Source organism: Sphingomonas trueperi (assembly GCF_040545965.1).
GTDB classification, from domain to species: Bacteria; Pseudomonadota; Alphaproteobacteria; order Sphingomonadales; family Sphingomonadaceae; genus Sphingomonas; species Sphingomonas trueperi_C.
On record NZ_JBEPMV010000009.1, the window covers coordinates 92,018 to 115,285 of the forward strand.

General features: G+C 70.3%; 29 protein-coding genes and 1 tRNA gene. 4 read left to right on the forward strand and 26 right to left on the reverse strand.

Annotation, left to right across the window (positions count from 1 at the left end; all coding sequences use genetic code 11):
- Positions 1 to 37: 37 nt before the first annotated feature.
- On the forward strand, positions 38 to 778 hold the full coding sequence (locus ABIC35_RS20370; RefSeq protein ID WP_121071858.1) for a 16S rRNA (uracil(1498)-N(3))-methyltransferase: 741 nt from the start codon (positions 38 to 40) through the stop codon (positions 776 to 778).
- A 57-nt stretch (positions 779 to 835) separates the two neighbouring features.
- A complete protein-coding gene (locus tag ABIC35_RS20375) occupies positions 836 to 2,212 on the forward strand; it encodes a glutamate--cysteine ligase (protein WP_121071859.1) in 1,377 nt (458 codons plus the stop codon).
- A gap of 76 nt (positions 2,213 to 2,288) precedes the next feature.
- Here ABIC35_RS20375 and ABIC35_RS20380 read toward each other — a convergent pair whose 3' ends face one another.
- The 3 genes from ABIC35_RS20380 to ABIC35_RS20390 all read right to left on the reverse strand — a co-directional run bounded on the left by ABIC35_RS20380 (position 2,289) and on the right by ABIC35_RS20390 (position 4,768).
- Positions 2,289 to 2,729: a hypothetical protein gene (locus ABIC35_RS20380; protein WP_220667316.1), complete on the reverse strand. Its 441-nt coding sequence runs from the start codon at positions 2,727 to 2,729 to the stop codon at positions 2,289 to 2,291.
- A gap of 218 nt (positions 2,730 to 2,947) precedes the next feature.
- Positions 2,948 to 4,516 carry an aldehyde dehydrogenase (NADP(+)) gene (locus ABIC35_RS20385; RefSeq protein ID WP_121071861.1) on the reverse strand — a complete coding sequence of 523 codons (1,569 nt, stop codon included), beginning with the start codon at positions 4,514 to 4,516 and terminating at the stop codon, positions 2,948 to 2,950.
- A 159-nt stretch (positions 4,517 to 4,675) separates the two neighbouring features.
- A tRNA-Ser gene (locus tag ABIC35_RS20390) sits at positions 4,676 to 4,768 on the reverse strand.
- 162 nt (positions 4,769 to 4,930) lie between these two features.
- Between ABIC35_RS20390 and ABIC35_RS20395 the strand changes: the two genes are divergently transcribed.
- Positions 4,931 to 5,722, forward strand: coding sequence for a DUF1134 domain-containing protein (locus ABIC35_RS20395; RefSeq protein ID WP_121071862.1), 792 nt, complete (start codon positions 4,931 to 4,933; stop codon positions 5,720 to 5,722).
- A gap of 43 nt (positions 5,723 to 5,765) precedes the next feature.
- Here ABIC35_RS20395 and ABIC35_RS20400 read toward each other — a convergent pair whose 3' ends face one another.
- A complete protein-coding gene (locus tag ABIC35_RS20400; RefSeq protein WP_121071863.1) occupies positions 5,766 to 7,091 on the reverse strand; it encodes a dihydroorotase in 1,326 nt (441 codons plus the stop codon).
- Between the two features lie 45 nt (positions 7,092 to 7,136).
- On the opposite strand from ABIC35_RS20400, the gene ygfZ reads away from it, so the two are divergent.
- Positions 7,137 to 7,871, forward strand: a complete 735-nt coding sequence (ygfZ, locus tag ABIC35_RS20405; RefSeq protein WP_121071864.1) for a CAF17-like 4Fe-4S cluster assembly/insertion protein YgfZ — start codon at positions 7,137 to 7,139, stop codon at positions 7,869 to 7,871.
- Positions 7,872 to 8,152: 281 nt separating this feature from the next.
- Here the strand turns inward: ygfZ and ABIC35_RS20410 are convergent, their stop codons facing one another.
- The 22 genes from ABIC35_RS20410 to ABIC35_RS20515 all read right to left on the reverse strand — a co-directional run bounded on the left by ABIC35_RS20410 (position 8,153) and on the right by ABIC35_RS20515 (position 23,199).
- A complete protein-coding gene (locus ABIC35_RS20410) occupies positions 8,153 to 9,274 on the reverse strand; it encodes an OmpA family protein (RefSeq protein ID WP_121078907.1) in 1,122 nt (373 codons plus the stop codon).
- A gap of 108 nt (positions 9,275 to 9,382) precedes the next feature.
- Complete coding sequence (locus ABIC35_RS20415; RefSeq protein ID WP_121071865.1) at positions 9,383 to 9,886, reverse strand: DUF2793 domain-containing protein; 504 nt, start codon at positions 9,884 to 9,886, stop codon at positions 9,383 to 9,385.
- The gene (locus ABIC35_RS20420; RefSeq protein WP_121071866.1) at positions 9,883 to 12,045 is read right to left on the reverse strand and encodes a phage tail protein; all 2,163 of its coding nucleotides are present in this window, start codon (positions 12,043 to 12,045) and stop codon (positions 9,883 to 9,885) included. Before ABIC35_RS20420 ends, ABIC35_RS20415 begins: the two co-directional genes overlap by 4 nt.
- Positions 12,045 to 12,431: a C40 family peptidase gene (locus ABIC35_RS20425; protein WP_121071867.1), complete on the reverse strand. Its 387-nt coding sequence runs from the start codon at positions 12,429 to 12,431 to the stop codon at positions 12,045 to 12,047. The genes ABIC35_RS20420 and ABIC35_RS20425 overlap by 1 nt, the downstream gene beginning before the upstream one ends.
- The gene (locus tag ABIC35_RS20430; protein WP_121071868.1) at positions 12,428 to 13,234 is read right to left on the reverse strand and encodes a DUF2163 domain-containing protein; all 807 of its coding nucleotides are present in this window, start codon (positions 13,232 to 13,234) and stop codon (positions 12,428 to 12,430) included. The genes ABIC35_RS20425 and ABIC35_RS20430 overlap by 4 nt, the downstream gene beginning before the upstream one ends.
- A complete protein-coding gene (locus tag ABIC35_RS20435) occupies positions 13,231 to 15,489 on the reverse strand; it encodes a DUF2460 domain-containing protein (protein ID WP_121071869.1) in 2,259 nt (752 codons plus the stop codon). The genes ABIC35_RS20430 and ABIC35_RS20435 overlap by 4 nt, the downstream gene beginning before the upstream one ends.
- On the reverse strand, positions 15,489 to 16,052 hold the full coding sequence (locus tag ABIC35_RS20440; protein ID WP_121071870.1) for a tail tape measure protein: 564 nt from the start codon (positions 16,050 to 16,052) through the stop codon (positions 15,489 to 15,491). Before ABIC35_RS20440 ends, ABIC35_RS20435 begins: the two co-directional genes overlap by 1 nt.
- The gene (locus ABIC35_RS20445) at positions 16,045 to 16,239 is read right to left on the reverse strand and encodes a phage tail assembly chaperone (RefSeq protein ID WP_121071871.1); all 195 of its coding nucleotides are present in this window, start codon (positions 16,237 to 16,239) and stop codon (positions 16,045 to 16,047) included. Before ABIC35_RS20445 ends, ABIC35_RS20440 begins: the two co-directional genes overlap by 8 nt.
- Positions 16,236 to 16,550, reverse strand: coding sequence for a gene transfer agent family protein (locus ABIC35_RS20450; RefSeq protein WP_121071872.1), 315 nt, complete (start codon positions 16,548 to 16,550; stop codon positions 16,236 to 16,238). The genes ABIC35_RS20445 and ABIC35_RS20450 overlap by 4 nt, the downstream gene beginning before the upstream one ends.
- Positions 16,547 to 16,954 carry a phage tail tube protein gene (locus ABIC35_RS20455; RefSeq protein ID WP_121071873.1) on the reverse strand — a complete coding sequence of 136 codons (408 nt, stop codon included), beginning with the start codon at positions 16,952 to 16,954 and terminating at the stop codon, positions 16,547 to 16,549. The genes ABIC35_RS20450 and ABIC35_RS20455 overlap by 4 nt, the downstream gene beginning before the upstream one ends.
- A 172-nt stretch (positions 16,955 to 17,126) precedes the next feature.
- Positions 17,127 to 17,528, reverse strand: coding sequence for a tail completion protein gp17 (gene gp17, locus ABIC35_RS20460; protein WP_121071874.1), 402 nt, complete (start codon positions 17,526 to 17,528; stop codon positions 17,127 to 17,129).
- Complete coding sequence (locus ABIC35_RS20465) at positions 17,525 to 17,734, reverse strand: hypothetical protein (protein WP_121071875.1); 210 nt, start codon at positions 17,732 to 17,734, stop codon at positions 17,525 to 17,527. Before ABIC35_RS20465 ends, gp17 begins: the two co-directional genes overlap by 4 nt.
- Positions 17,719 to 18,285, reverse strand: a complete 567-nt coding sequence (locus ABIC35_RS20470; protein ID WP_121071876.1) for a head-tail connector protein — start codon at positions 18,283 to 18,285, stop codon at positions 17,719 to 17,721. Before ABIC35_RS20470 ends, ABIC35_RS20465 begins: the two co-directional genes overlap by 16 nt.
- Before the next feature lie 32 nt (positions 18,286 to 18,317).
- On the reverse strand, positions 18,318 to 18,440 hold the full coding sequence (locus ABIC35_RS20475; RefSeq protein WP_302847370.1) for a hypothetical protein: 123 nt from the start codon (positions 18,438 to 18,440) through the stop codon (positions 18,318 to 18,320).
- A 10-nt stretch (positions 18,441 to 18,450) separates the two neighbouring features.
- Positions 18,451 to 19,671, reverse strand: coding sequence for a hypothetical protein (locus ABIC35_RS20480; protein WP_121071877.1), 1,221 nt, complete (start codon positions 19,669 to 19,671; stop codon positions 18,451 to 18,453).
- A gap of 2 nt (positions 19,672 to 19,673) precedes the next feature.
- Positions 19,674 to 19,811: a hypothetical protein gene (locus ABIC35_RS20485; RefSeq protein ID WP_183049241.1), complete on the reverse strand. Its 138-nt coding sequence runs from the start codon at positions 19,809 to 19,811 to the stop codon at positions 19,674 to 19,676.
- The gene (locus ABIC35_RS20490; RefSeq protein WP_121071878.1) at positions 19,811 to 20,077 is read right to left on the reverse strand and encodes a spike base protein, RCAP_Rcc01079 family; all 267 of its coding nucleotides are present in this window, start codon (positions 20,075 to 20,077) and stop codon (positions 19,811 to 19,813) included. The genes ABIC35_RS20485 and ABIC35_RS20490 overlap by 1 nt, the downstream gene beginning before the upstream one ends.
- A gap of 17 nt (positions 20,078 to 20,094) precedes the next feature.
- Positions 20,095 to 21,120 carry a phage major capsid protein gene (locus tag ABIC35_RS20495; RefSeq protein ID WP_121078909.1) on the reverse strand — a complete coding sequence of 342 codons (1,026 nt, stop codon included), beginning with the start codon at positions 21,118 to 21,120 and terminating at the stop codon, positions 20,095 to 20,097.
- A gap of 33 nt (positions 21,121 to 21,153) precedes the next feature.
- Positions 21,154 to 21,522: an HK97 family phage prohead protease gene (locus ABIC35_RS20500; protein ID WP_121071879.1), complete on the reverse strand. Its 369-nt coding sequence runs from the start codon at positions 21,520 to 21,522 to the stop codon at positions 21,154 to 21,156.
- Positions 21,519 to 21,827, reverse strand: a complete 309-nt coding sequence (locus ABIC35_RS20505; RefSeq protein WP_121071880.1) for a DUF6127 family protein — start codon at positions 21,825 to 21,827, stop codon at positions 21,519 to 21,521. Before ABIC35_RS20505 ends, ABIC35_RS20500 begins: the two co-directional genes overlap by 4 nt.
- Entirely contained in the window at positions 21,824 to 22,924 is a 1,101-nt protein-coding gene (locus ABIC35_RS20510) for a phage portal protein (protein WP_121071881.1), read from the reverse strand. Before ABIC35_RS20510 ends, ABIC35_RS20505 begins: the two co-directional genes overlap by 4 nt.
- Positions 22,921 to 23,199 carry an EF-hand domain-containing protein gene (locus tag ABIC35_RS20515; protein WP_121071882.1) on the reverse strand — a complete coding sequence of 93 codons (279 nt, stop codon included), beginning with the start codon at positions 23,197 to 23,199 and terminating at the stop codon, positions 22,921 to 22,923. Before ABIC35_RS20515 ends, ABIC35_RS20510 begins: the two co-directional genes overlap by 4 nt.
- Positions 23,200 to 23,268: the final 69 nt, after the last annotated feature.

The window sequence follows — 23,268 nt, forward strand, 5'->3', positions numbered from 1 at the left end:
TGGACGAACGGGGCATGGCCCGGCTACAGCAGCCGCCATGCCCGCAACCCCCGCCTGGCCGCCGCAATCCGCCCCTCGCCTGTTCGTCGAGGGCCCGCTCGAACCCGGCATGCGCCGGATCGACGGACCGCAGGCGCATTATCTGGGATCGGTGATGCGGCTGAAGCCGGGCGAAGCGGTGAAGCTGTTCGACGGCACCAGCGGCGAATGGCTCGGCATCGCCCGCGACGTCGGCAAACGCGACCTGACGCTGGAGATCACCGAGCAACTCCGCCCGCACGAAGCGGTGCCGGACCTGTGGCTCTGCGCCGCGCCGATCAAGAAGGGCCGGATCGACTGGGTGGCCGAAAAGGCCTGCGAGCTGGGCGTGGCGCGACTCGTGCCCGTCCTCACCCGCCGCACGGTGATCGACCGGCTCAACCTCGATCGCCTGCGCAGCCACATGATCGAGGCCGCCGAGCAATGCGGCCGTACCGCCCTGCCCGAGCTGGTCGAGCCGGTGAAGCTGCCTGCCCTGCTCCGCGACTGGCCGGCGGAGCGCGCCCTGTTCTTCGCCGACGAGACCGGCGGCGTGCCGGCGCTGGAGGCAATGCGCGCCCATCCCGGCCCCGCCGCGATCCTCGTGGGGCCGGAGGGCGGATTCGACGCGGAGGAACGCGAATCGATCCGCGCCGTTCCGCAAGCCATCGGCATCGCGCTCGGCCCCCGCATCCTGCGGGCGGAAACCGCGGCGGCGGCGGCGGTGAGCCTGTGGATGGGAGCCGCAGGCGACTGGTAACCGACCGGTACAAAAATCCGCTGGCGTGGTTTCGCCGGCACCGCTAGAGGCGCGAAAATGAGCACCAAGACCGTTTCGACCAAGACCGCGGCGGTCATCGAGGATCGCGCCCAGCTGGTGGAATATTTCGCCAAGGGCGAGAAGCCGGCGGAACGCTGGCGCATCGGCACCGAGCACGAGAAGTTCGTCTACTGGATGGACGGCAGCCACCGAGCGCCCAGCTATGAGGAGCGCGGCGGCATCCATGCGCTGCTGATCGGCCTCACCGAATTCGGCTGGAAGCCGATCTACGAGGGCGAGCATGTCATCGCCCTGTCCGGTCCCGACGGCGCGATCAGCCTGGAGCCCGCCGGCCAGTTCGAGCTGTCCGGCGCGCCGCTGGAGAATCTGCACGACACCTGCGCCGAAACCGGCCGCCACCTCAAGCAGGTCAAGGCGGTGGGCGACCGGCTGGGCATCGGCTTCCTCGGCATGGGCATGTGGCCGGACAAGACCCGCGCCGAGCTGCCGATCATGCCCAAGGGCCGCTACGAGATCATGCTGCGCCACATGCCGCGCGTGGGCTCGATGGGGCTCGACATGATGCTGCGCACCTGCACGATCCAGGTGAACCTGGACTATGCCAGCGAAGCCGACATGGCGAAGAAGTTCCGCGTCGGCCTGGCGCTGCAGCCGCTGGCGACCGCGCTGTTCGCCAACTCGCCCTTCACCGAGGGCAAGCCCAACGGCTATCTCTCCTACCGCAGCCATATCTGGTCGGACACCGATCCGGCGCGCACCGGCATGCTGCCCTTCGTGTTCGAGGACGGCTTCGGCTATGAGCGCTATGCCGACTACGCCCTCGATGTGCCGATGTACTTCGTCTACCGCGACGGCAAATATATCGACGCGGCGGGCCTCAGCTTCCGCGACTTCTTGAAGGGCGAGCTGTCGGTCCTGCCCGGCGAGCTGCCGACGATGGACGACTGGGCCGACCATCTCTCCACTGCCTTCCCCGAAGTGCGGATGAAGCAGTTCCTCGAGATGCGCGGCGCCGATGGCGGCCGCTGGGGCCGCATCTGCGCGCTGCCGGCGCTATGGGTGGGCCTGCTCTACGATTCGGGCGCGCTCGATGCCGCCTGGGATCTGGTGAAGGGCTGGTCGATGGAAGGCCGCGAGGCGCTGCGCAGCGCGGTGCCCAAGCTGGCGCTCGACGCGCCCCTGCCGGGCGGCGGCAAGCTGGCCGACATCGCCGGCGAAGTGCTGGAGATCGCCGGCGCGGGGCTCAAGGCGCGCGCCCGGCTCAACGGCTCGGGCGACAATGAATCCGGTTTCCTCGACCCGCTGCGCGAGATCGTGCGGACCGGCAAGGTGCCGGCGCAGGTACTGCTCGATCGCTACCATGGCGACTGGCAGGGGGACATCACCCGGGTGTACGGCGAGGCGAAGTTCTGAACGTCAGTGATCCTCCCCCGCGGGGGAGGATCATATCGGTAGCGACCGGCCGCAGCTTGCGGACGCTTTTGCGACGTCAGCCGCTAAACGGCACCAGGTTCTTGATGTCCTTCCGCAGGACCAGCTTGCCGCCATAGGCTTCGATGAACGATGCTGCGCGCCCGGCCGGGCCTTCAATGTCCGGATCGGGCAGTTGGTACTTCGACTCGAAGGCAACGGTGCCGCCTTCGTAGACCTGCGCCACGACCTTGCCGTTGATCTCGATGTTGCCCCAGATCTTCGACACGTCGTTGTCGGCAACGCCCGTGAAAGCGCGCGCCTGTTCAGCCAATTTTCCATATCCCGCCATTGCGTCGAGGACCGACTGCGGCGGCTGGCTAGCCTTCAGGCTCGAAACCGGGGTCACCTTTGCGTCTTCCGGCAGCCGGAAATTCTGCGTCGCCGCCGGCTTCTCCCGAGCGGCTCCAGCCGAAGCGATGGACGAACCGACATCGCTGCGTACAGCACCAACCATCAAATCCCCCTTCGATCGCGGCACAGCTGCCCCGCCGATCTGGCAAGATCACCGACTATGCGCATGAGGATTATAGAGGAATTGACGGCGGCGAGCGGCTTTCGCGGAGCGTTCAACACAGAAATGCTGCAATATGAAGCCGCGGCTTCGCAAATCGCCTCACCAGGGGCAATCTTCCAATCCCCCTCCCGCTTGCGGGAGGGGGATTTAAAGAGACAGCCTCAGACGGTCGGCTTGCCGTCCACCCGCGCCGGCACACCCGTACCGTCGCGCACATCCGCCGGGAGCAGCGCTTCCGGCAGGTCCTGGTACGAGACCGGGCGCAGATAGCGGTCGATCGCCAGCGTGCCCACCGAGGTGCTGCGGCCGTCCGAGGTCGAGGGGAACGGACCGCCATGGACCATCGCGTCGGTCACTTCGACGCCGGTCGGCCAGCCATTGGCGAGAATGCGACCGGCCAGGCGCTCCAGCGACGGCAGCAGTTCCTGCGCGACGGCGACGTCGCCCGCGTCCATATGCAGCGTCGTGGTCAGCTGGCCTTCGAGCAGCGAGACGACCTTCTTGAGCTCGTCGACGCTGGCGCAGCGCACCAGCAGCGAGGTCGCGCCGAAGATTTCCTCGGCATGGCTCGGATCGGCGATGAAGTCCGAACCCTTCATGGTGAACAGCGCCGCGCGACCGCAGGTCGGGCCCTGTGCTTCTACGCCCTGGGCGATCTGCTCGACGGTCGAGACGCCGGCGAGCTTCGCCACGCCGCTCTCATAGGCCTTGTGGATGTTCGGGGTGAGCATCACCTGCGCGGGCGCACCGAGCATGGCTTCGCTGGCGGCCGCCAGGAAGCGCTCGAGCGCCGGGCCTTCCAGCGCAAGCACCAGGCCAGGATTGGTGCAGAACTGGCCGGCACCCATCGTCACCGAAGCGACATAGCCCTTGCCCAGCGCCTCGGCGCGAGCTTCCAGCGCTGCCGGCAGCAGGAACACGGGGTTGATGCTGCTCATCTCGGCATAGACGGGGATCGGCACCGGGCGGCTCTGCGCGATGCGGACCAGCGCCAGGCCACCGCCGCGCGAGCCGGTAAAGCCCACCGCGGTGATGCGCGGATCGCGGACCAGCGCCTCGCCCAGCTCGTTCGCTGTGCCGGCAACCATCGAGAACACGCCTGCCGGCATGCCGGTCTTCTCCGCCGCGCGGGTGATCGCGCTGGCGACCAGCTCCGCGGTGCCCGGATGCGCCGGGTGGCCCTTCACCACCACCGGGCAGCCGGCGGCGAGTGCCGAGGCGGTGTCGCCGCCCGCGGTCGAGAAGGCGAGCGGGAAGTTCGACGCGCCGAACACCGCGACCGGGCCCAGCGGCACCATGCGCAGGCGCAGGTCGGGCTTGGGCAGCGGCGCGCGATCGGGGATCGCATGATCGATGCGGACGCGGAGGTAGTCGCCCAGGCGCAGTTCCTTGGCGAACAGGCGCAGCTGGCCGGCGGTGCGGCCGCGCTCGCCCTGCAGGCGGGCCTGCGGCAGGCCGCTTTCCTGCATCGCGCGCTCGATCAGCTCGTCGCCCAGCGCCTCGATTTCCTCGGCGATGGCTTCGAGGAACTTGGCGCGCTCCTCGCGCGACAGGCTCGAATAGGGCAGGAACGCAGCCTCGGCGGCGGCGCAGGCGGCGTCGACATCTTCCAGCGTCGCGGTGCTGAAGCTGGGCTCGATCTCGCTGCCGGTAGCGGCGGCAACGGCGCGGAAGCCGCTGTCGCGGGCAACACGCTTCGATGCGATGAACAATTCTCCGGTCAGCGCCATGGCGAGATCTCTCCGATAGTCGAGGATGATTCTGAAATTGCAGGTTAGCGGTAACAAGCCGCACGCGCGACTTAGGGGCCGCGCGGGCGCGGTTCAACCACGGAGTGCGGATCGCGTCAATTGTCGGAGTAAGCGCGCAACCGCCCGAGGCGGTCGTAGTGGCGGAGACGGAGGGATTCGAACCCTCGGTACGAGTAATCCCCGTACGGCGGTTTAGCAAACCGCTGGTTTCAGCCACTCACCCACGTCTCCGGATGCGCCGAGGTCGAGCCCTATAACGAGCCCTTCGCCCGCAATCAACGGGGATAACCACATGAACGTGAAATCGAGTCGATCGGGCGCCCATTCATTGCCGCGACAGCCCTGCGGCCCTAGGGTGACACCCGCAAAAGCAGCAGGGTTCGGGAAATTTTGATGATGCGATCGGGTTGGTTCACGCTTCTGGCAGTTGCCGTCACCGGGCTGGGCAGCGTGCCCGCATCCGCCCAGATGACGACGATCGACCCCAATACCGCGATCGATTCGGACCTGAAGTCGCCGCAACAGCAGCAACAGCCGCAGCAGAGCGCGCCCCCGCCCGCGACGACGCAGATGCAGGAATCCTATCCCCCAGCGGATACCGCGCCGCCGCCGGTCGACAGCGCTCCGCCGCCGGTACAGACCGCGCCAGCCAGCCCGGCCGCTGCCGATCCCTCGGCGACCACGGCGCGCCAGGCGGCGACCGACACGTTCGAGAAGGACGATCTGCTCGCCGCGGCCGAAGGCACGTTCGGCAAGGGCGCCTCGGGCCTTGCCAAGCTGCTCGAGGACATTCTGAAGGATCAGGGCAAGCCCAACGCCTATATCGCCGGCAGCGAAGCCTCGGGTGCGATCGGCGTCGGGCTGCGCTACGGCAAGGGGCAGATGTTCCACAAGGTGGAGGGGCAGCGCCCGATCTACTGGACCGGGCCCTCGATCGGCTTCGATCTGGGCGGCGACGCCAACAAGGTGTTCGTGCTGGTCTATAATCTCTACGACAGCCAGGAGATCTACAAGCGCTTCCCGCAGGGCGAGGGCCATGCCTATCTGGTCGGCGGCTTCTCGGCCTCGTATCTCCGCCGCGGCGACGTGGTGCTGATCCCGGTGCGGCTGGGTGTCGGCTGGCGACTGGGCGTCAATGCCGGCTATATGAAGTTCAGCGAAAAACAGCGCTGGCTGCCTTTCTGAGCGGGCGCAGGGCGGGGCCGCATCGGCAGCCCCGCCCCTGCCCTTAGCCGAATTCGACCGCCTCGAATTTCACCGGCTCGCCGATCGCCTGGTTCGCGAGCTGGCCTTCCCACATCACCCGATTGCCGCGGATGATCGTGCCGACCGGCCGGCCGGTCAGCTCCATGCCGGTGAACGGCGACCAGCCGCAGCGCGAGGCGAGCCAGGCTTCGTCCACCGTCCAGCGCGACTTGAGGTCGACCACGGTGAAGTCGGCGTCATAGCCCGGCACGATCCGGCCCTTGCCGACCAGCCCGAAGATCCGCTGCGGGCCGGCGCTGGTCAGGTCGATCAGCCGCTGCAGCGTCAGCCGGCCTTCCGCGACATGGTTGAGCATCAGCGGCAGCAGCGTCTGCACGCCGGGCATGCCGCTGGGGCTGTCGGGATAGGGCTTGGCCTTCTCCTCGAGCGTGTGCGGCGCATGGTCCGAGCCGAGGACGTCGGGCACGCCCTGGCGCAGCCAATGCCACAGCCCGTCGCGATGCGCGCCGGAGCGGATCGGCGGGTTCATCTGCGCATAGGCGCCGATCGCGGGATAGGCCTCCTCGCCCGCCAGCGTCAGGTGCTGGGGGGTGACTTCGCAGGTCGCGATGTCCTTGTTCTGGCCGAGCAGCTCCAGCTCGGCGGGCGTGGTGACGTGGAGGACGTGGATCCGCCGCCGGGCTTCGCGGGCCAGCCGCAGGATGCGGCGGGTGGCGAGGATCGCGCTCTCGTCGTCGCGCCACACCGGGTGCGAGGACGGATCGCCGGGCACGCGCTCGACGAGCCGTTCCTGCATGCGGAACTCGTCCTCGGCATGGATCGCCACGCGGCGATGGCCCGAGGCGAGCACCCGCGCCAGGTTCGCATCGTCGGACACCAGGAGGTCGCCGGTGGAGGCGCCCATGAAGATCTTCACGCCCGCCGTGCCGGGCAGCCGCTCGAGTTCCGCCAGATGCTCGGCATTGTGGTTGGTCGCGCCGACATAGAAGGCGTGGTCGCACCACATGCGGTGGTGCGCGCGGCGGAGCTTGTCGGCCACCGCGGCGGCGCTGTCGGTGTTTGGCTTGGTGTTCGGCATCTCGAACACCGCGGTCACCCCGCCCAGCACCGCCGAGCGGCTGCCGCTTTCCAGGTCTTCCTTATATTCGAGCCCCGGCTCGCGGAAATGGACCTGGCTGTCGATCACGCCGGGCAGCACGTCGAGGCCGGTGCAGTCGATCGTCTCGCCCGCATCGCCGACATTCCCGATCGCGACGATCTTGCCGCCGGAGACGCCGACATCGACCTCCGCCGGTCCGCTCGGGAGATGCACGCGGCCGCCGCGCAGCTTGAGTTCGACATTCGCCATGGCTTGCCTCTTTCGTCAGCGTTTGCCGCGTCCTACCTGTTCGGCATGGACGATACCAGCACTTGGCTCGACGATCGCGCGCTGCTGCGCCTCACCGGCGACGATGTTCGCGGCTTCCTGCAAGGGCTGCTGCCGCAGGACATGGCCAGCGTCACGCCCCAGACGCCGCAATGGGCCGGGCTGCTTACCCCGCAGGGCAAGGCACTGTTCGATTTCCTACTTTGGGCGGACGGCGACGCGATCCTGATCGACTGCGAGGCGAGCGCGCGCGACGCCATAGCCCGGCGGCTGACCATGTACCGTCTTCGCCGCGCGATCACGATCAAGCCGATCGAGGCAGGCGTGCACTGGTCGCCGGCGGCACGTCCCGGCGCGGTTCCCGATCCGCGGCTGGCGGCGCTCGGCTATCGCTGGCTGGGCGATGCCACGGGCGAAAGCGCCGCACGCGCGTGGCGAGCGCATCGCCTGGCGCTGGGAGTTACCGAAGGCTTGGACGAGCTCGGCAGCGACAAGACGCTGTGGCTCGAATGCAATGCCCAGGAACTGCACGGCGTCAGCTACACCAAGGGCTGCTATGTCGGTCAGGAGAACACTGCGCGGATGCACTATCGCGCCAAGGTCAACCGCCGGCTGGTCGTCGCCCCGCTCGCTGAACCGGGCGATCGCACCCGCGTCACCTATCCCGAATTCAGCAAGATGATCGAACTGCGCCGCGTCGAAGCGCTCGGCGATGCGCTGGTGCCCGATTGGCTTGCAACGGCGCTTGCCGCCGAAGCCTGACGGCTGCTCTGCGCCCGGCGGCCCACTACCACGCCGTCATCCCGGCGGTGGCCGGGATCCATTGGGGGCTCCGTCGCCGCACTTGCCGATACCGAGAGGCAAATGGATCCCGGCTTTCGCCGGGATGACGCAAGGTGAAATGACCCTCTCGCTCTGATCCACGACGTCGCCAAGCAACGGGCCGTTCTCGCTCCCGGCGTGGCCGCAGCACACAAAAAGAAAGGGAGACCGGTTGCCCGGTCTCCCCTCTTTTGCATCCATCCCTTGCGGGAAGGCGGCAATTACATGCCCGAACCCGGACCGTAGGTGATTTCCACGCGACGGTTCTGGAGTTCGCGAACGCCGTCGGCGGTCGGAACGCGCGGGTTGCTCTCGCCGAAGCCCTGAGCCGACATCGCGGCGTCGGGGATACCCTTGCCACCCATGTAGCTGCGGACGGTGTCGGCGCGACGCTGCGACAGGCCAACGTTGTAGCTCGCCGAACCCGAACGGTCGGTGTAGCCGGCGATGACAACCTTGGTGTTGCTGCAATCGGCATAGTTGCTGATCGCATTGTCCAGGATGCTCGCTGCTTCCGGCGTGATGTCCGACTTGTTCCAGTCGAAGAACACGATGTACGGCCCAGGCGTGCAGACCTTGGCTTCCGGAGCCGGGGGCGGCGGAGGCGGCGGAGCCGGCTCAGCAACCGGCGGCGGCGGCGGCGGCGGCGGCGGAGCGACGGGCTCTTCCGGCGCACCGAAGTTGTAGGTCAGGCCGACGAGCAGGCTGTGCGAGCGATAGCGACCCTTCCACTGGTTGCCACCGATGTCGACCAGCTTGACGTCCGGCGCGTTGAAGAAGCGGTACTTCAGCGACACGTCGACGTTCTTGTTGATCGGCGCGCGAACGCCGGCCAGCGCCTGCCAGGCGAACACGGTGTCCGAGTCGTTGACGGTGTCGTTCGCGCCGACGCGCAGACGATCCTTGATGCGGGCAACACCCGCACCACCGCCGACGAAGCCCTGCAGGCCGTTGTCGTCACCGAAGTCAAGCAGGCCGTTGACCATGAACGACAGTGCCGACGTCTTGCCGCTGGCATCTTCATAGCTGCCAGCCGGAGCAACGAGCCCCGTGCCCGAGGGCAGCAGGATCGCCGTACGTGCGCTGTCGACACGCGAGCGGCGATAGCTGACTTCGGCTTCCGCACGGAACGGACCGAAATCGTAGCCGATTTCGCCGCCGACGTCGTACCCAACGTGGTTGTTCTGCGTCACAGCATCCTGGCTGGCGCCGACGTCGAAGTGAATGTCCTCGACGAGCATCGCGCCACCTTCAACACCCACATACCACGCGTCGTCGCGGGCAAAGGCGGGCGTGCTGAGCGCGGTCGTGGCGAGCGCCAAAGTGACGGCAAGCTTCCGCATCATAATCCCCTTTCATGGTCGTCCTAACGGACAGGCCAAACTCACTACTCAAACCAAAGTTTCGGCGCAAGCGCACAAACCCGCGGACTGTTGCACAAACGTCACATGTTAATCGACTCCGATCAACCCGTGTTGGCGCAACATTTGCACGACCGCAGAGATCGCCCTTCTCGCCTCTGCGTCAACCGTCGTGCCCCCTGTCGGTTCCGCCACATTCGGCTGTCTGGGCCCAACTACTTGTCGTCCTTCGATAAAAAGTCTTCCATAGGTACGCCCTTGGTACCATTCTCCGCCGCTGTACAACGCGAGCGCCTGATCCGCCTCGACCCACACCCGCATCCCGTCGCGCGGCGAAACAAACCGCCAGCCGCCCTCGGTCCAACCTGTTAGTTTGCGTGTCTGCCCGGCCCACGCACCTTGCGGTGCAGCACCGATGATCCAGCACTGGCCGAGACTCGGCGCCGTCGGCGGCACGTTGACCATCGCTGCGACCACGGCCGCCTGCGTCGCAATGTCGAGCAGCGCCAGGGCTTCGTTGTGGTACATCTCCTTCTGCGCCTGTGCGGATTCGAGCAGCGGCAACGCAAGGCGCGGCGTCGGCGAAACGGTCATTGGTCGTCTCCAAGGCTGGGAAGCGAAAGCTGGGCGGCGGCCGACAGGCCGTGCGTGCCGATCTGCCGGACCGTGAGGGTGAGCGGCAGCGCGCGGTCGGCGGCGGAGAGCGTGAGCCCGGGCGCATTCAGCGTCCGCACGCTGCGCTCGCCCCCGCGCACGATCTCCACCTGGTAGCGCTCGCTCTCCTCGCCGAGCGGCACGTCGACGCCGTCGCGCCACGCCCAGCCGACCCGGCTGCGCCGGACCCAGCCGATTTGTGTGACATCCCCCTGCCGAATCGCGCGAAGCTGAACTGGGGACGGCGGCAGCAGCGATATCCCCGTCGCAGCGGCGCTGACGGCCGGCGCATCGATGGGGTCGTCGGCGCCTTGCGCAAGCAGCTGCACGGTTCCGCCGATCGGCACGCGAAGATCGAGCGGTTTCACTGTGTCGCGCGATACCAGTACGAAGCGATCTCCCGCCCGCTGGGTGCCGATCGCCGCCTCCGTACCGCGGCGCCCACGCCATAGTTGAGAAAGGCGCCAACGCGTTCCACCCAGGCTCTCCGCTTGACCGAACTGGAGCAGTTCATCGCCAAGCATGGCAAGGTTCGCGCCGGCATCGAGCGCCGCGATATCCGCATTGGCCAGCACCATGTCGGCCCGGGCGAGTTCCACCTCGGCAAAGTTTGCGCTGTCGATCAGCGCCGAGCGGGCAGTACCTGGCGACACCCGGACCCAACCGAGGATCGCGGGATAGGCGGCATCCCCAGCCGGCGCCCAGCTCGTGCCGCTGTCGATGCTCGCCAGCAGCGCGGCGCGGCGCCAGCCACTAGCAGTGCCCGCAGCCGCCACCACGAGATTCGGGGTCGTCGCCGCAGCCTCGTCGAGCGGCGGAAGCTCGAAGGGCATCAGAATCGTGCGGCCCCGTTGTTCGTCGGGAGTGCTGACCGAGCGGCCCGGGCTCGCCGCGCCCGAGAGCGGCGCCTCGGCGATCGGCACGCATTCGAGTTTCACCACCATGTTCTCGAGCGACCAGCGATCCACCCGCCACTGGCCGGGCGCGCGGTCGATGGTGATGCGCGCGCCGGGGGCGAGCGTCAGCGCCTCCCAGCCGAGCGTCAGCGTGCGGCGCTCGCGGGCCAGATCGGTCCGGGCCAGCGCGCCGGCCGCCATCGCCTTGGCCGATCCGGCGTCGAGCACGGCGGGCAGGTCGATCCGCGTCTCGCGCGTGCCGGTGCCCTGGCGGGAGGCCTGCTGCACGCCGGCCTGATAGTCGCGCGCGGGATCATAATAGCCGATGCTCAGCCGCCGTGGGGCTGCATCCGCCGCCGCGATCGCGCGCACCCCGCGGCCGGTCGGCTCGGCATCGGCTCCGACCCCGCCATCCGACATCGCCCGTGTCGCCCCCGTGCCGGTCTGCAGAGACAGGGTATTGCCGTCGCTCTGCACCCAGGCACCGGTCGCCGCGCACAGCGCGTCCAGCGTGTTTCGCAGCGAGTCCTGCGCGGAGAAGCCGGAAAGCGGCGTGGTGAGCCCGTCCGCCGCCACCCCCAGCGCCTGCGCGACGCTGCCCGCCGGCACCGGCTCGGCGTCCGCGATCACCTCGAAGCTCAGCTGGGGGATGCGGTTGCCGAAGGTGGCGAGTTCGAGGTCCTCGAACACCGCATAGGCGGTGCCGCGATGCGCGGGCGCCTTGCCCGTGCCTTCGATCGACGCGATCAGCGGGTCGACCGGCTGGTCCTCCACGCCGGTATAGAGCCGGAAGCCGGTGCGCACCTTGAAGTCGCCCGCCGCGCCGCGGAGCAGCTGCCCGTCCGCCCAGATCCGCCCCACATCCAGGATCGGCCGCGTCGACAGCGCCACCGCGAAGGAGGCGGTGTAGCTGTAGGAGGTGGTCGAGGGCCGCCCTTTGCCGCCGCCCTCGGTGGCGCGATGCTCGATCAGGTCGGTCGCCCAGATCACGCTGCCCGCCACCCGGATCGTCCCGAACAGCTGCGGGACCGTGGTGCCGTAGCTCGACGTCTGGACGCGCAGGTCGGCGAGCCGCGGCCCCTCGCGCGGGCCCTGCTTGAACAGCAGCTGGCGGTCGATCGCACCGCCGATCAGCCCGCCCAGGCTCGCGCCGAAGGGCCCGCCGATCAGCCCGCCCGCCACCGTCAGCACCACCGTCGCCATCAGCCTTCCTCCTCCAGACGCCAGCAGCTCAGCACCGGCCAGGGTACGGGGCCGGGGCGTTCGACCACGCGGCGCGCGATCGCGTCGGCATGGATGATTCCGTCCTCGCAGCGTATCGCGAGGTGCAGCTGGCCGGGCCCGCTCCGGCAGAGCAGCAGGTCGCCGGGCCGTGCTTCCGCCACCTCGACCAACCCGGCTACGCGCAGCTGCGCCGCGGTGCCGGCCACATCGCCGGTGCGCAGCCGATATGTTGCCGGCGCACCGCGCCCGAGCGCGACGACCGCAAGCCCGACACAGTCGAGCCCCGTCGCCACGTCGCGCCCGTGCAGCCGGAAGGGCGCGCCCAGCGCCGCGCGCGCCGCTGCGACCACCGCAGCGCCGCTCATGCGCCGGGATACCGGGTGAGCAGGTCGGTGCCCGGCAGGAAGGGCTCGCCGCGGAAATTGGCGGCGTTGGCAAAGCGGCCCGCGCAGGTCTCGAACCGGCCGTCGCAGCCTTCGATCAGCTCGACCAGCGCCCCCACCCCGTCGAAGCGCGGCGGGCGGCGGAGCGTCACCCGGCTGCCCTCGGAGGCGGCAATCGCATCCTCCAGCCCGCTGTTTGCCCCGCCGAACCAGCGCAGCCGGCCATTGCCATAGGCATTGGCGGTGGGTTCGGCGGCATCGAGCGTCACCACCGCGTCGGCCACCGCCGTAACCCGAGCGAAACGCCGCCGACCCGCCATCGCCACGCGGCACCGCGCGTCGCCCAGCTCGGCGCGGCAATCGGGCGAGGTCGCCTCGGCCACCGGCGCATCGAAGGCGGCGGTGAGCCCGCGCAGCTCGGCGGTGATCGCGCCGTCGCGGGTTTCGATCGCACCGATCGTCCCCTCGCCCAGCGCCACCGTCTCGCCCGGCGCGGTCCAGTCGGTGGCGAACAGGGACACGCGGGCAAAGTCCCAGCGGCCGGCCAGCAGGTCCGTCTCCGAGATGGCGTCGCCCGAGAGCATGCCGTGCACGTCCATGCTGTCCGCCTCCAGCGTCGCGCTGCGCTCGACCGCGCTGGGGGTCATCCCCGGCGCGGCGCTGTAGAGCACGCCGTCGATCAGCAAGTCGCGGTCGTGCGCGGTGAGGCCGATCGTCACCCCGTCGCGCCGCTCGATCCGCCAGCACAGGGTGACGGTGGTCAGCGTGCCGTCGAGCCAGCTCATTCGCGGATCTCCACCAAGGGCACCGAGGCGGCAGCACCGGCGAGGAAGGTCGCGCGGCTGACCCGCAGCTGGTCCTCGGCGAAGCGCACCGGCACGTCGAACAGGAAGGAGGCGGTGAGCTTCACCCCCGCGGCGGGGGCGACGTCGAGCGTCACCACCCCGCCCGCGCCCAGGGTGAAGGCCGAGGTCGCCACGTTGTTCAGCTTGAGCGCGACCGTGCCCGCCACCGGCCGGGTGATCGGCCGCACCGTGTCGCCATAGGTCTTGATCAGCTGGAAGCGCGCGGTCTGGCCGTCGCCGGTGCCGAGCGGCTCGTCCTTGGCCTGGTAATCGAACGGATCGCGCAGCCGGAACCCGCGCGCCGGCCCCATCCGCGCGCGGTAGAAGGCCAGCAACGCCGCGATGTCCGCCTCGGAGCGGACGCCGGGGCCGACATCATAGCGCGTCCGCGCCTGCGCCCAGGCGGCGTTGCGCCGCTCGGCACCGCCCGCGCTGGTGACGATCGCGGTCGAGAGCTCGGGCACCACCTCCGCCTCGCGGCCGAGCGCGATCGGAAAGGACACGTCGTCGAAGGGCGTCAATTCCGCCTCCTGGTCGAAATGGGTGAAACCGTCGCGCGCCACCTGCGGCAGCGCCCAGACGAAGGTCGCCGCGACCCCGCGCGCGCGGCCCCGCTCGGCCGCGTCGGCGATCGCGCGCCACTGGAGCCGGTCCTCGGCGCGCAGCACGAAGCCGGCGAGATAATGCTGCCGCGCCGCCGGATAGCCGAGCCGCGCCTGCGCCGCCGCCACCGCGCGCTCAGAGGCGGCGGCATTGCCCGCCGCCGCCCAGTCATAATCCTCAAGCTGCAGCACATCGAAGGCAGGTGAGGCCCAGCCGACGGGCATGTTGGCGCGCTTCGCCTCGGGCATCGTGGGGTCGAGGACGGTGGGCAGATAGGTGAGCAGCAGCACCTGCGCGCCCGGCGCGGCGGCCTTCACTGCATCGCGCAGCGCCAGCGTGGAGGCGGCGAGCAGCGCCCCCGCCGCATCGAGCACCCCCGTGTTCACCACTCCCTTCAGATTCTGCGGCGCCGGATTGCCGAGCGCCGCCTTCGCCGCCGCATCGTGGATGCACAGCCGACCATCGGCCATCACCCACCACCAGGGTTCGCCGACCTGGAACTTCACCGCCAGCCCCGCGGCTTGCGCAATGCCGACGAACGCCAGCGCCACCGCGCGCAGATAGGCCATCGCCCCGCCATGCGCGGGCGAGAGCAATGTCGAGGGCGGGCTCCATCCGGTCAGCGCCGGGCTGCCATCGGCGGCGCGCTGCTTCCAGTCACCCCAGCAATGCTGGTCGAGCAGCTCGTAGCTCAGCGACCAGATCACGCCATAGCCGAGCGCCTTGGCCCGCGCCGCGAAGTCCGCATGCCAGGCCGCGCAGGCCCGGTTGAGCACCCCGCCGGCGAGGCTCGCATAAAAGCCGCCCGAGGCGGGTTCGAGCCGGAAATAATGGCTGATGCCCACATAATGGAGAATGTCGCCGCGATAGCCGAGCTGCAGGATATTCCGCAGCAGCCGCGCCGGCGTCTGGTTGTAGCCGTCGTCATAGCCGGTCGCGATCGACAGGCCGTGCTCGGGCAGCACCACGTCGCCGATCGCCAGCACGGATCCCGGTCCGTCGCAGGCGATGCCGGTCAGCTCGACCCAGCCTTCCTGCGCCACCGCCAGCGGCGTGGTGTCGCCCGCGACATAGCCCGGCGGCACCAGCGAGACGAACATGCGGTCGACGTCCCCGGCCCAGACCGGATCGGCCTCGCCCGGCAGTAGGAAGCCGCCCGCGACATCGGCGAAGTCGATCGTCACCTCGGCATCGCTCGGCGACCCGCTGGCATAGTTCCACAGCCGCACATACCAGGATCGCGGCGCCCCGCCCGCGTCGCGCCCCTCGATCGTCAGCACGGGACCGTTGACCGCGTCGAGCGCGATCACCCCCGACGAGCGCCAACGGAACCGCAGCCGGCAGCCGCGAAAGTCGCGCGCGGTCGCATAGGCGAGCAGCGGGTGGTCCCAACGGTCCTCGGCCTCCCAGATCAGCCCGGCGAGATCGCCGCGCCGCTGGAACACCAGGTCGACGCGCAGCCCATCGGGCGCGGTGGTCACCACGCTCGCCATCATCGGGCGGGGAAAATTCACCGTCCAATAGACCGGATCGAACCGGCTGATCACGTCGGTCGCCTGGTCGCGCCGCCGCGCGGCGAGCCACCAGCCCATCAGTCGAGCCCCGCCAGCGCCGAGCGCACCGCGCGTGCCACCTGCCGGCTCGACTGCGCCAGCGCCTTGGGCGCGGCATCGGCGGCGGCATTGACGGTGATCGACACGCGCACGTCGCGCCCGCTGGCCTGCCCGCCGGCGGGCGCCACCTGCCCCGCGCTGGTCGGCACGAACAGCTCGGGCCCGCGCTCGCCGACCCAATAGGGGCGGCCGGGGCTCACCGGCCCGCCGGTGGCACGGCCGGGCAGCCCGAGCAGCCCGCCGAGCAGCGACAGCACGCCGCCGCCGCCGCCTTCACTCCCACGGCTCGACGGAAAGCTGACGCCCATCGCCGACTTTGCAATCTCTTCCAGCGCGCGGATCGCGATCTTGGCGAGATCGTCGAAGCCGAGCTTGCCGGTCTGCACCGCGCGCAGCAGCGTGGTCTCGATCGTCTTGCCCGCGCGGTCGACGCCGGTCGCCAGCGGCCCTTCCAGCGTGCCGCGCATCGCATCCACGTCGCGCGCGAAGCCGGCGGTATCGGCACGCACCGACACGACCAGCCGTTCGATTTCCTCATCCATCGGGAAATTGCTCCTGCAATTTTGCGATCAGGTCCGCGCTGGGCGGTTCTCCTGCGTCGGGCGCGCCCGCCATCAGCAGCGCGGCGAGCTCCGCCGGAGTCGCCCGCCAGAACTGATCGGGACTCCAGCCGAAGGCGAGCCCTGCCAGTCCTGCCAGCCGCCCGGCCGCCTCGGCGAAGCTCGTCACCGCCCCGCCAGGATCTGACCGATCAGCGCCTTGAGCGCCGGCGTCGCCGCCACCAGCCCCGCCTCGGCGACGCCCTCTGAAAAGACCTCGCGCGTCAGCCCCTCGGGGACCGCCTTGAGGCAATGCCAGAACAGCGCGACCATCTCGCCCAGCGCCAGCCGCCCGGCCGCGGCGCGCTCGACCAGCGCGAACAGCGGGCCCAGCTCGGCCTCGGCCGCCACCAGCGCCTCGAAGCTCGGGCGCAGGACGAGCGGCACGCCGCCCAACCGCAGGGTCGCCTCGCCGCGCACCGGATTGGCCGCGCCGGTCATGCGCTCACCACCGGCCCGGAGCTTTCCAGGCTCAGCGTGTAGCTGCGCTCCCCGTTGAAATCGCCGGCATAGTCGAGCCGGGTGACGAGGAACTTGCCCGTCATCGTCTCGCCGCTCTCGAAGCTGAGCCGATAGTCGTCGAGCGTGCCGGCGAGCGCATTGGCCTTGACCCGCACCTCCGCGGTCGATCCGGTGAATACGCCCGCGGCGGACACGCTCACGGATCGCACCCCGGCGCCGGACAGCAGCTCGCGCCAGCCGTCCGAATCCTTGCTGGTGATCGCCACCGCCTCGCCGTTCACCGAAAGCTGCGTCGTCCGCAGCCCCGCCACGGTGGCGTACACCACCGGCGTCGCGCCATTGCCCACCTTGAGCAGGAAGGCGCTGCCTTTTTCCGCTGCCATGTCTGTCTCCTGTTGGTTGTTCTGGGGGGTGGGCCCCTCCACCACCGCCTTCGGCGGCGGTCCCCCTCCCCCGCTTCGCGGGAGAGGAAACCCTTGCGCGGATAGCGTTTCCTCCACCGCGATAGCGGGGGAGGGGGACCGCGCCGCGCCAGCGGCGTGGTGGAGGGGGCCCTCACGCGCTCAGCAGCATCCGCACCCGGTGCTCGACCACCGCCGTCACCCCGCTCGCGCCCTCGTCCACCACCCGCGTGCGGACCAGCACCCGGCTGACGATCCGCCAGCCGCCGCCCAGCGCCGCGGGCATCGCCTCGACCGCCGCCTCGACGTCCGCCGCGAGCGCCCGCACCCGCTGCCGCGTCGCGCCGGAATCGCGCACCAGCACCGAGGTGCGGACCTCGCGGCCGTCCTGGTCCTTGGTGCTCCAGTCGGTCAGCATCGCCTCGTCGACCAGCAGATAGGGCCGCACCGCGCGCTGCGGCGGCGCGTCGAACACGCCGTTCACCGGTGTCGACAAGGCACCCGCGCCGCTCAGCGCCGTGCGGATCGCCGCGGCGATCGCTTCCTGCGGGCTCATCGCAACAATCCTCCCAGCCAGCGCAGCGCCGGATCGGCGAGCCAGCGCCGCCACAGCCCCCGCCCCGACAGCGTGACCGCACTGCCCTTGACCGCCACCGATACGCCCGGCACCGCCTCGCGCACCCTTTCGGCCAACCGTCCGGCTGCATCCGTGGCCGCCGCTCGACCCGCGCTTTCGGCCTGCGCCTTCAGCTGCTCCAGCATTGCCGCCGCGCCCCCGCCATCAGCTGCAGCCGCCGCCACGGCCGCCAGAATGCCACCACCGCCGCGGGCGGCACCGATGCGTCGCCCCGCGCCTCGAGCAGATGCGCGGCGAGCAGCACCACGCCTTGCGCAAGCGGCGGCGGCAGGTTCTCCCAGCCCGGTGCGGTGCCCGCGGCGAAGGTCACCCGCACCCGGGCTGGCGCGATCGCCGGAGCAAGGCGCACCCAGCCCTCGCCGCGCGCATCCAGATCGATCGTGTACGCCGCCACCGACAGCGCGGTCGCGACACCCGCGGCATCGACCGTCTCGACCGCGCCGATCGCAGTGACCGGCGCCACCGGCAGCCGCTGCCAATCGGGCGAGCGGCCGAGCCAGGCCTGCCATTGCCGTGCGATCCAGGCGGTGCCGGTGAAGGCCTCGCCCAGCGCCAGCGCGGTCTGGACGGCGGCGATGACGGCGGCATCGTCGGTGCCGTTCGCCATGCGCAGATAGTCCTTCACCGCCGCGCACGCGCTCGCGATCGCCGCCGCCGGAAAGGGCGGTGCGTCCATGGTTCTTCTCCCTCTGTTGGTTGGCGCCCGGCTTAAGCGGAGGCTTCCGCCTCGGCCTCCAGCGTACGGTTCTCGCCGGGATCGTAGGGGGACGTGCCGTCCCACTCGATCCGGTTGACCACCGCGCCCGCCTCGATCACCCGATAGACTGCCATCGCCCGCGCCTCAGCCGAAGGTCCAGGTGACGCGCACTTCGCCGCGTCCGCCATTGCCGCCTGCGCCGGGGGCAAAGCCGGCATCGCAGGCGCCTCCCCCGCCGCCCCCGCCGCCGGGCGCACCGCCGGTGCCGCCCGCGCCGCCGTTGCCGGTCAGGTTGCCGGAATAGCCGCCGCCGCCGCCCGCGCCGCCGGAATGCAGCGCAGGATCGGCGGCAGCCCCGGCCCCGCCCGCGGCGCTGCTCGCCGTGCCCGCCACACCACCCGCCAGCGGCACCCCGGCGTGATATGATCCTGACCCGCCGGCCGCGGCGAGTCGTGCGACATTGCCCGCATCGATGCTGGCGCCGCCGGCACCGCCCCCGGTCGCGCCATTGCCGCCGACCCCCGCGGTGGTGCTCGAGGCGCTTGCCCCGCCGCCGCCGAGCGTGCCGAAGGTGCCGATCGCCAGCGCAGCGCCGCCACCGGCGTTCGCCGCCTGGCCGGCAGCGCCGCCATTGCCGCCATCGGCGCGGACCAGCGCGCCCAGCAGGCTCGCACCGCCCGTGCCGCCGGCGACACCGTTGGCGGCAGCGGTGCCCGGCGAGGGACCGCCGCTACCGCCCGCCCCCACCGTCACCGATTCGGTCGCGCCGTGCGCGGCGGCGGCAAAGCGGAGTTGCTGCACCATGCCGCCGCCGCCGCCCCCGCCGCCGGTGCGGATCGAGGCGCTGGCGCCGCAGCGGCCCGAGCCCCCACCCCCGCCGCCGCCGATCGCCATCACCTCCAGGCTGGTCGCCAGCGGCGGCTTCGTGCTGGTGCCCGAGCTGGCATAGACGATCCGCAGCGGTGCGATCCGCCAGTCGAACGCCTCCCACACGCCCTTCCACCAGACGAACCACACCGCATCGCCCGGCGCCGAGAGCCAGGCGAGATCGCTTGCCGAAGCATTGCGCACCGTCACCCGGTTGCTGCTGGCATCGCCCTTGTGGACGCGCAGGAAATCGCCCTCCCGCACCGCGCTCGCCGGCAGGGTGATGGCGAAGGCGCCGCCGCTCGCATCGGCGCGGATCGAGCTGCCGCAATCGTCGCTCGACGCCGTATAGGCGGCGGTCTTCTCGATCTTGGGCAGCCGCGCGGCGCCGTCATAGAGTTCGTCGAAATTGGCGTTCGCCTTGATCCAGGCGGCACGCTCGGTATCGCCGGTGCCGTCATTGGCGACGGACCCGACATTGATGCTCTGCTTGGCCATGCTCAGCTCCTGTCGGTGCTGCGCAGCGTGGAATCCACGGTGCTGGTGGTACGGTCGACCCGCGTCGAGAGCCCGGCCCCTGCCGGCGGCGGCACGCGTCTGCGCGCCACCGCCGGGATGGACAGCGACAGCCCGTCCATCAGTAGAGCGCCAGCAGGTCGGCAGCGCTGGTGCCGGTCGCCCGCACATAGCGCGCGCGGAACGGCAGGATCGTGCCGTTCGCCACGTTCTTCCACACCGTGTCGACGCTGCCGTTGACCCCGCGCATCGTCACCGTGCCGCCGGTGCCGACATAAAGCGCCTTGGGAATGTCGGTCAGCGCGACCGTGTCGCTCGGCACCACCGCAATCGCCGAGGTCGCCGGGGCCGCGACATGGTCGGCCCGGTTCGCGAAACTGTCTGCCATGTTGCGTTCCTCCCGGCTCAGTTCGCGGCGAACTTGAGGAGCTTGATCGCCTCCGAATTGCTCACCATGCCGCCCAGCCGCTTGGTCGCGTAGAAATGGACGAAGGGCTTGTTCGAATAGGGGTCGCGCAGCAGCTGGGTGTCGCCGCGCTCGGCGATCAGATAGCCCGCCCGGAAGTTGCCGAAGGCGACCGAAAAGGCGTTGGCGGCGATGTCCGGCATGTCCTCGGCCTCGACCACCGGATAGCCGAGCAAGGTCGCCGGCTGGCCCGCGGCGATGCCGGGCTGCCACAGCATCTGGCCGTCGCTGGTCTTGAACTTGCGGATCCGCGCGAGCGTCGCCGAATTCATCACCCAGCTCGCCCCCTGGCGATAGGGCGCGCGCAGCGCCTGGACCAGGTCGATCAGCTTCTCCTCCGGGTTCGCCGCGAAGGCGCCCGCCGCGCCGGTGGCAAGATATTGCAGCGTGCCGAAGGCGCGGGTCGCATCCGCCGCGGTCGAGGTCGGCACCGCGAGGAAGCCCTTGGGCTGGTTCACGCCGCTGCCGTTGACGAAGGCCGTGCCCTCGGCCTGGGCGAATTCGCGGGCGATCTCGCCGGCCAGCCAGCTTTCCACGTCGAACATCGCGTCGTCGAGCATCGCCTGGCTCGCCGCCGGGTTGGCGTAGAGTTCGCCGAAGGGCGGGGCGACTTCGTTGAAGGTCGGCGTCGCGGTGATCGGGCGGGCCGCGGTCTCCGAGGCCCAGCCGCTGTCGAAGCCGCCGCTCGCGACCAGCTTGCGATAGCCGCTCGACCCGACCTTCACGACGTTCGCGATTGCCCGGACCGGCGAGATCGCCTGCAGCGTCACGTCGATCTGCGCGTCAATCTCGCGCGGCACCGCATAGCCGCCCTCGGCGCCGCTATTGCCCGACAGCGCCTTGGTCTCCACGCCGCCGCGCAGATAGCCGTCGAACGCCGCGCTCGACACCGGCCGGCCACCGGCAAGCATCGGCCGCACCGGCGGCAGCGTCACCTGTTCGAAGCTCGATTCCATCGCGTCCATGCTCATCTCCCGCTTAAGAAAATTCGGAAAAACTCAGCCGACCGCGTGCACCCGCGCGAGCGGCTGCATCGGTTCGGCCACCAGACTCACTTCGATCAGCTTGAGCGCGGTCAACTCGCGCACCCGGCCGCGCCGGGCCGCCGCCACGCGGTAGCCGAAGGACAGCCCCGCCACGGCGCCCTTAGCGACCAGCGCCGCGAGCCGCGGATCCTCGACCCGGCCGATCACCCGCAGCCCGCGCGAATCCTCGCCGATCGCCTCGATCGTGCCGACCGGCGCGCCGCGATGCTGCCAGAGCAAGGGCACCGGCCCCACCGCGCCGAACGCCCCCGGCCGCACCACGTCGCCGCCGCGATCCTCGCGATCGAACACCGCCGCATAGCCGGCGAAGCGCACGCTCATTTCAGCCAGCCCGGAAAGCCCATCCGCAGCGCCAGCAGCACCAGTACCAGCGCCGCCAGCGTGCGGCCCAGCCACTGCATAACCGCCTTGATCATCGACTTCTTGGCATCGCGCCACGCGCTCAGCAGCTCGCGCAGCTCGGCCATGTCCTTGGCGGCACCGCTATCCTCCAGCCCCAGCCGGGCCAGCGCGCGGTTCGCACCCACGGTGCCCGCCTCTTCGGCAATGGCGCGGAGCGTGGTCAGCTCGGCGCCTTCGTCCTCGGCCTGCGCGATCAGCTGGCCGAGCATCGTTCCATCGGTCATGGCAACCCCACCATCTTGCGTTTCTCTTCGCTCGTCAGGAAGTCGGCGCCCGCGACCTGCCGCCAGAGCAGCTCGCGCTCCTCGGCCAGCGCCGTCACCCGATCGAGATCGACCGCGAGGGCGGCGCCCGGAAACCAGGCGCCAAGCCCCTGCACCAGCCCGCCGAGCAGATGCTCGGCCATCGGCAGGATCGCGAGCCGCCACAGCGCACGGTTGGCCTCGCGGTAATTGGCGTAGGCGGCGTCGCCGGGCAGCCCGAGCAGCATCGGCGGCACCCCGAAGGCCAGCGCGATCTCGCGCGCCGCCGCGGCCTTGAGGCCTACGAAATCCATGTCGGCAGGGGTCAGACTCATCGCCTGCCATTTGAGCCCGCCTTCGAGCAGCATCGGTCGCCCGGCATTGGCCGCACCGGCGAACCCAGCCTCCATCTCGTCCTTCAGGCGGGCGAACTGGTCGGGCGCCAGCGCCGAACCGTCGCCCGGATCATAGACCAGCGCCCCGCTCGGCCGCGCCGCATTGTCGAGCAGCGCCTTGTTCCACCGCGTCGCCGCATTGTGGATCGCGATCGCGCCCGCCGCCGCATCCAGGCAGCCCAGGCCATAATGGTCGTCGGCGGGATGGAAGGCGCGCAGATGGAGGATCTGCGGCCGCCCGCCATCGTCCGCCGCCAGCCGCGCGACATGCTCGCCGACCCTATACCGATAGGCGACCGGCCAGCCGGCGGCATCGGGCTCCACCGTCACCCGCTCGGGGCGCAGCGCATAGAGCGTGTGGAGCGTGCCCGCTTCGTCGGTGAGCAGCTGGACATAGGCATTGCCGTGGAGCAGCAGCTGCGCCGCCAGCGTCTCGAGCAGCCGCTGCCCGCCCGAGGGGGCGACGACCAGCGCCAGCAGCGCCGGGTCGGTGCCGGTCAGCGGCGCGCCGCCGACGCCCTCCGCCACCATCCGCACCGCGCGCTGGGCGACCGGGTTCTGGCAATAGCCCTCGCGCAGCTGCACCTCGTAGCTGCGCGGCCAGTCGCCGAAGCTGCCCCAGCCGCCGCGCGCCAATGCCGGCCGCTGCCCCTCGCGCGCGGCCTTGCGCCCGAACCACTTCATCGCGCCAGCTCCGCGACGCTGAGCCTGCCGTCATGATCCAGGTCCCGCGCCCAATAGGCGGCGGTGAGGCTGGCGCGCATCCCGTCCCAGAAGCCGCCGGGCAGCTTGTCGGGCGGGAAAACCTTGGCGACCAGCGCCTGCACCTCGGCGGCATCGAGCATGCCGTCACCGTCGCGGTCGTTCACCGCGACCGTGACACCCGCGCCCACCGCAAGTCCCGTCTGCGCATTGAGCGCGCACGCGCCCGTCAGCAGGGCGAGCAGCCCTGCAGCCATGCAGTTTCGCATTGCGTTTCTCCTATCGGGTAAGAAGCCCCTCCCCTTCAGGGGAGGGGTTGGGGTGGG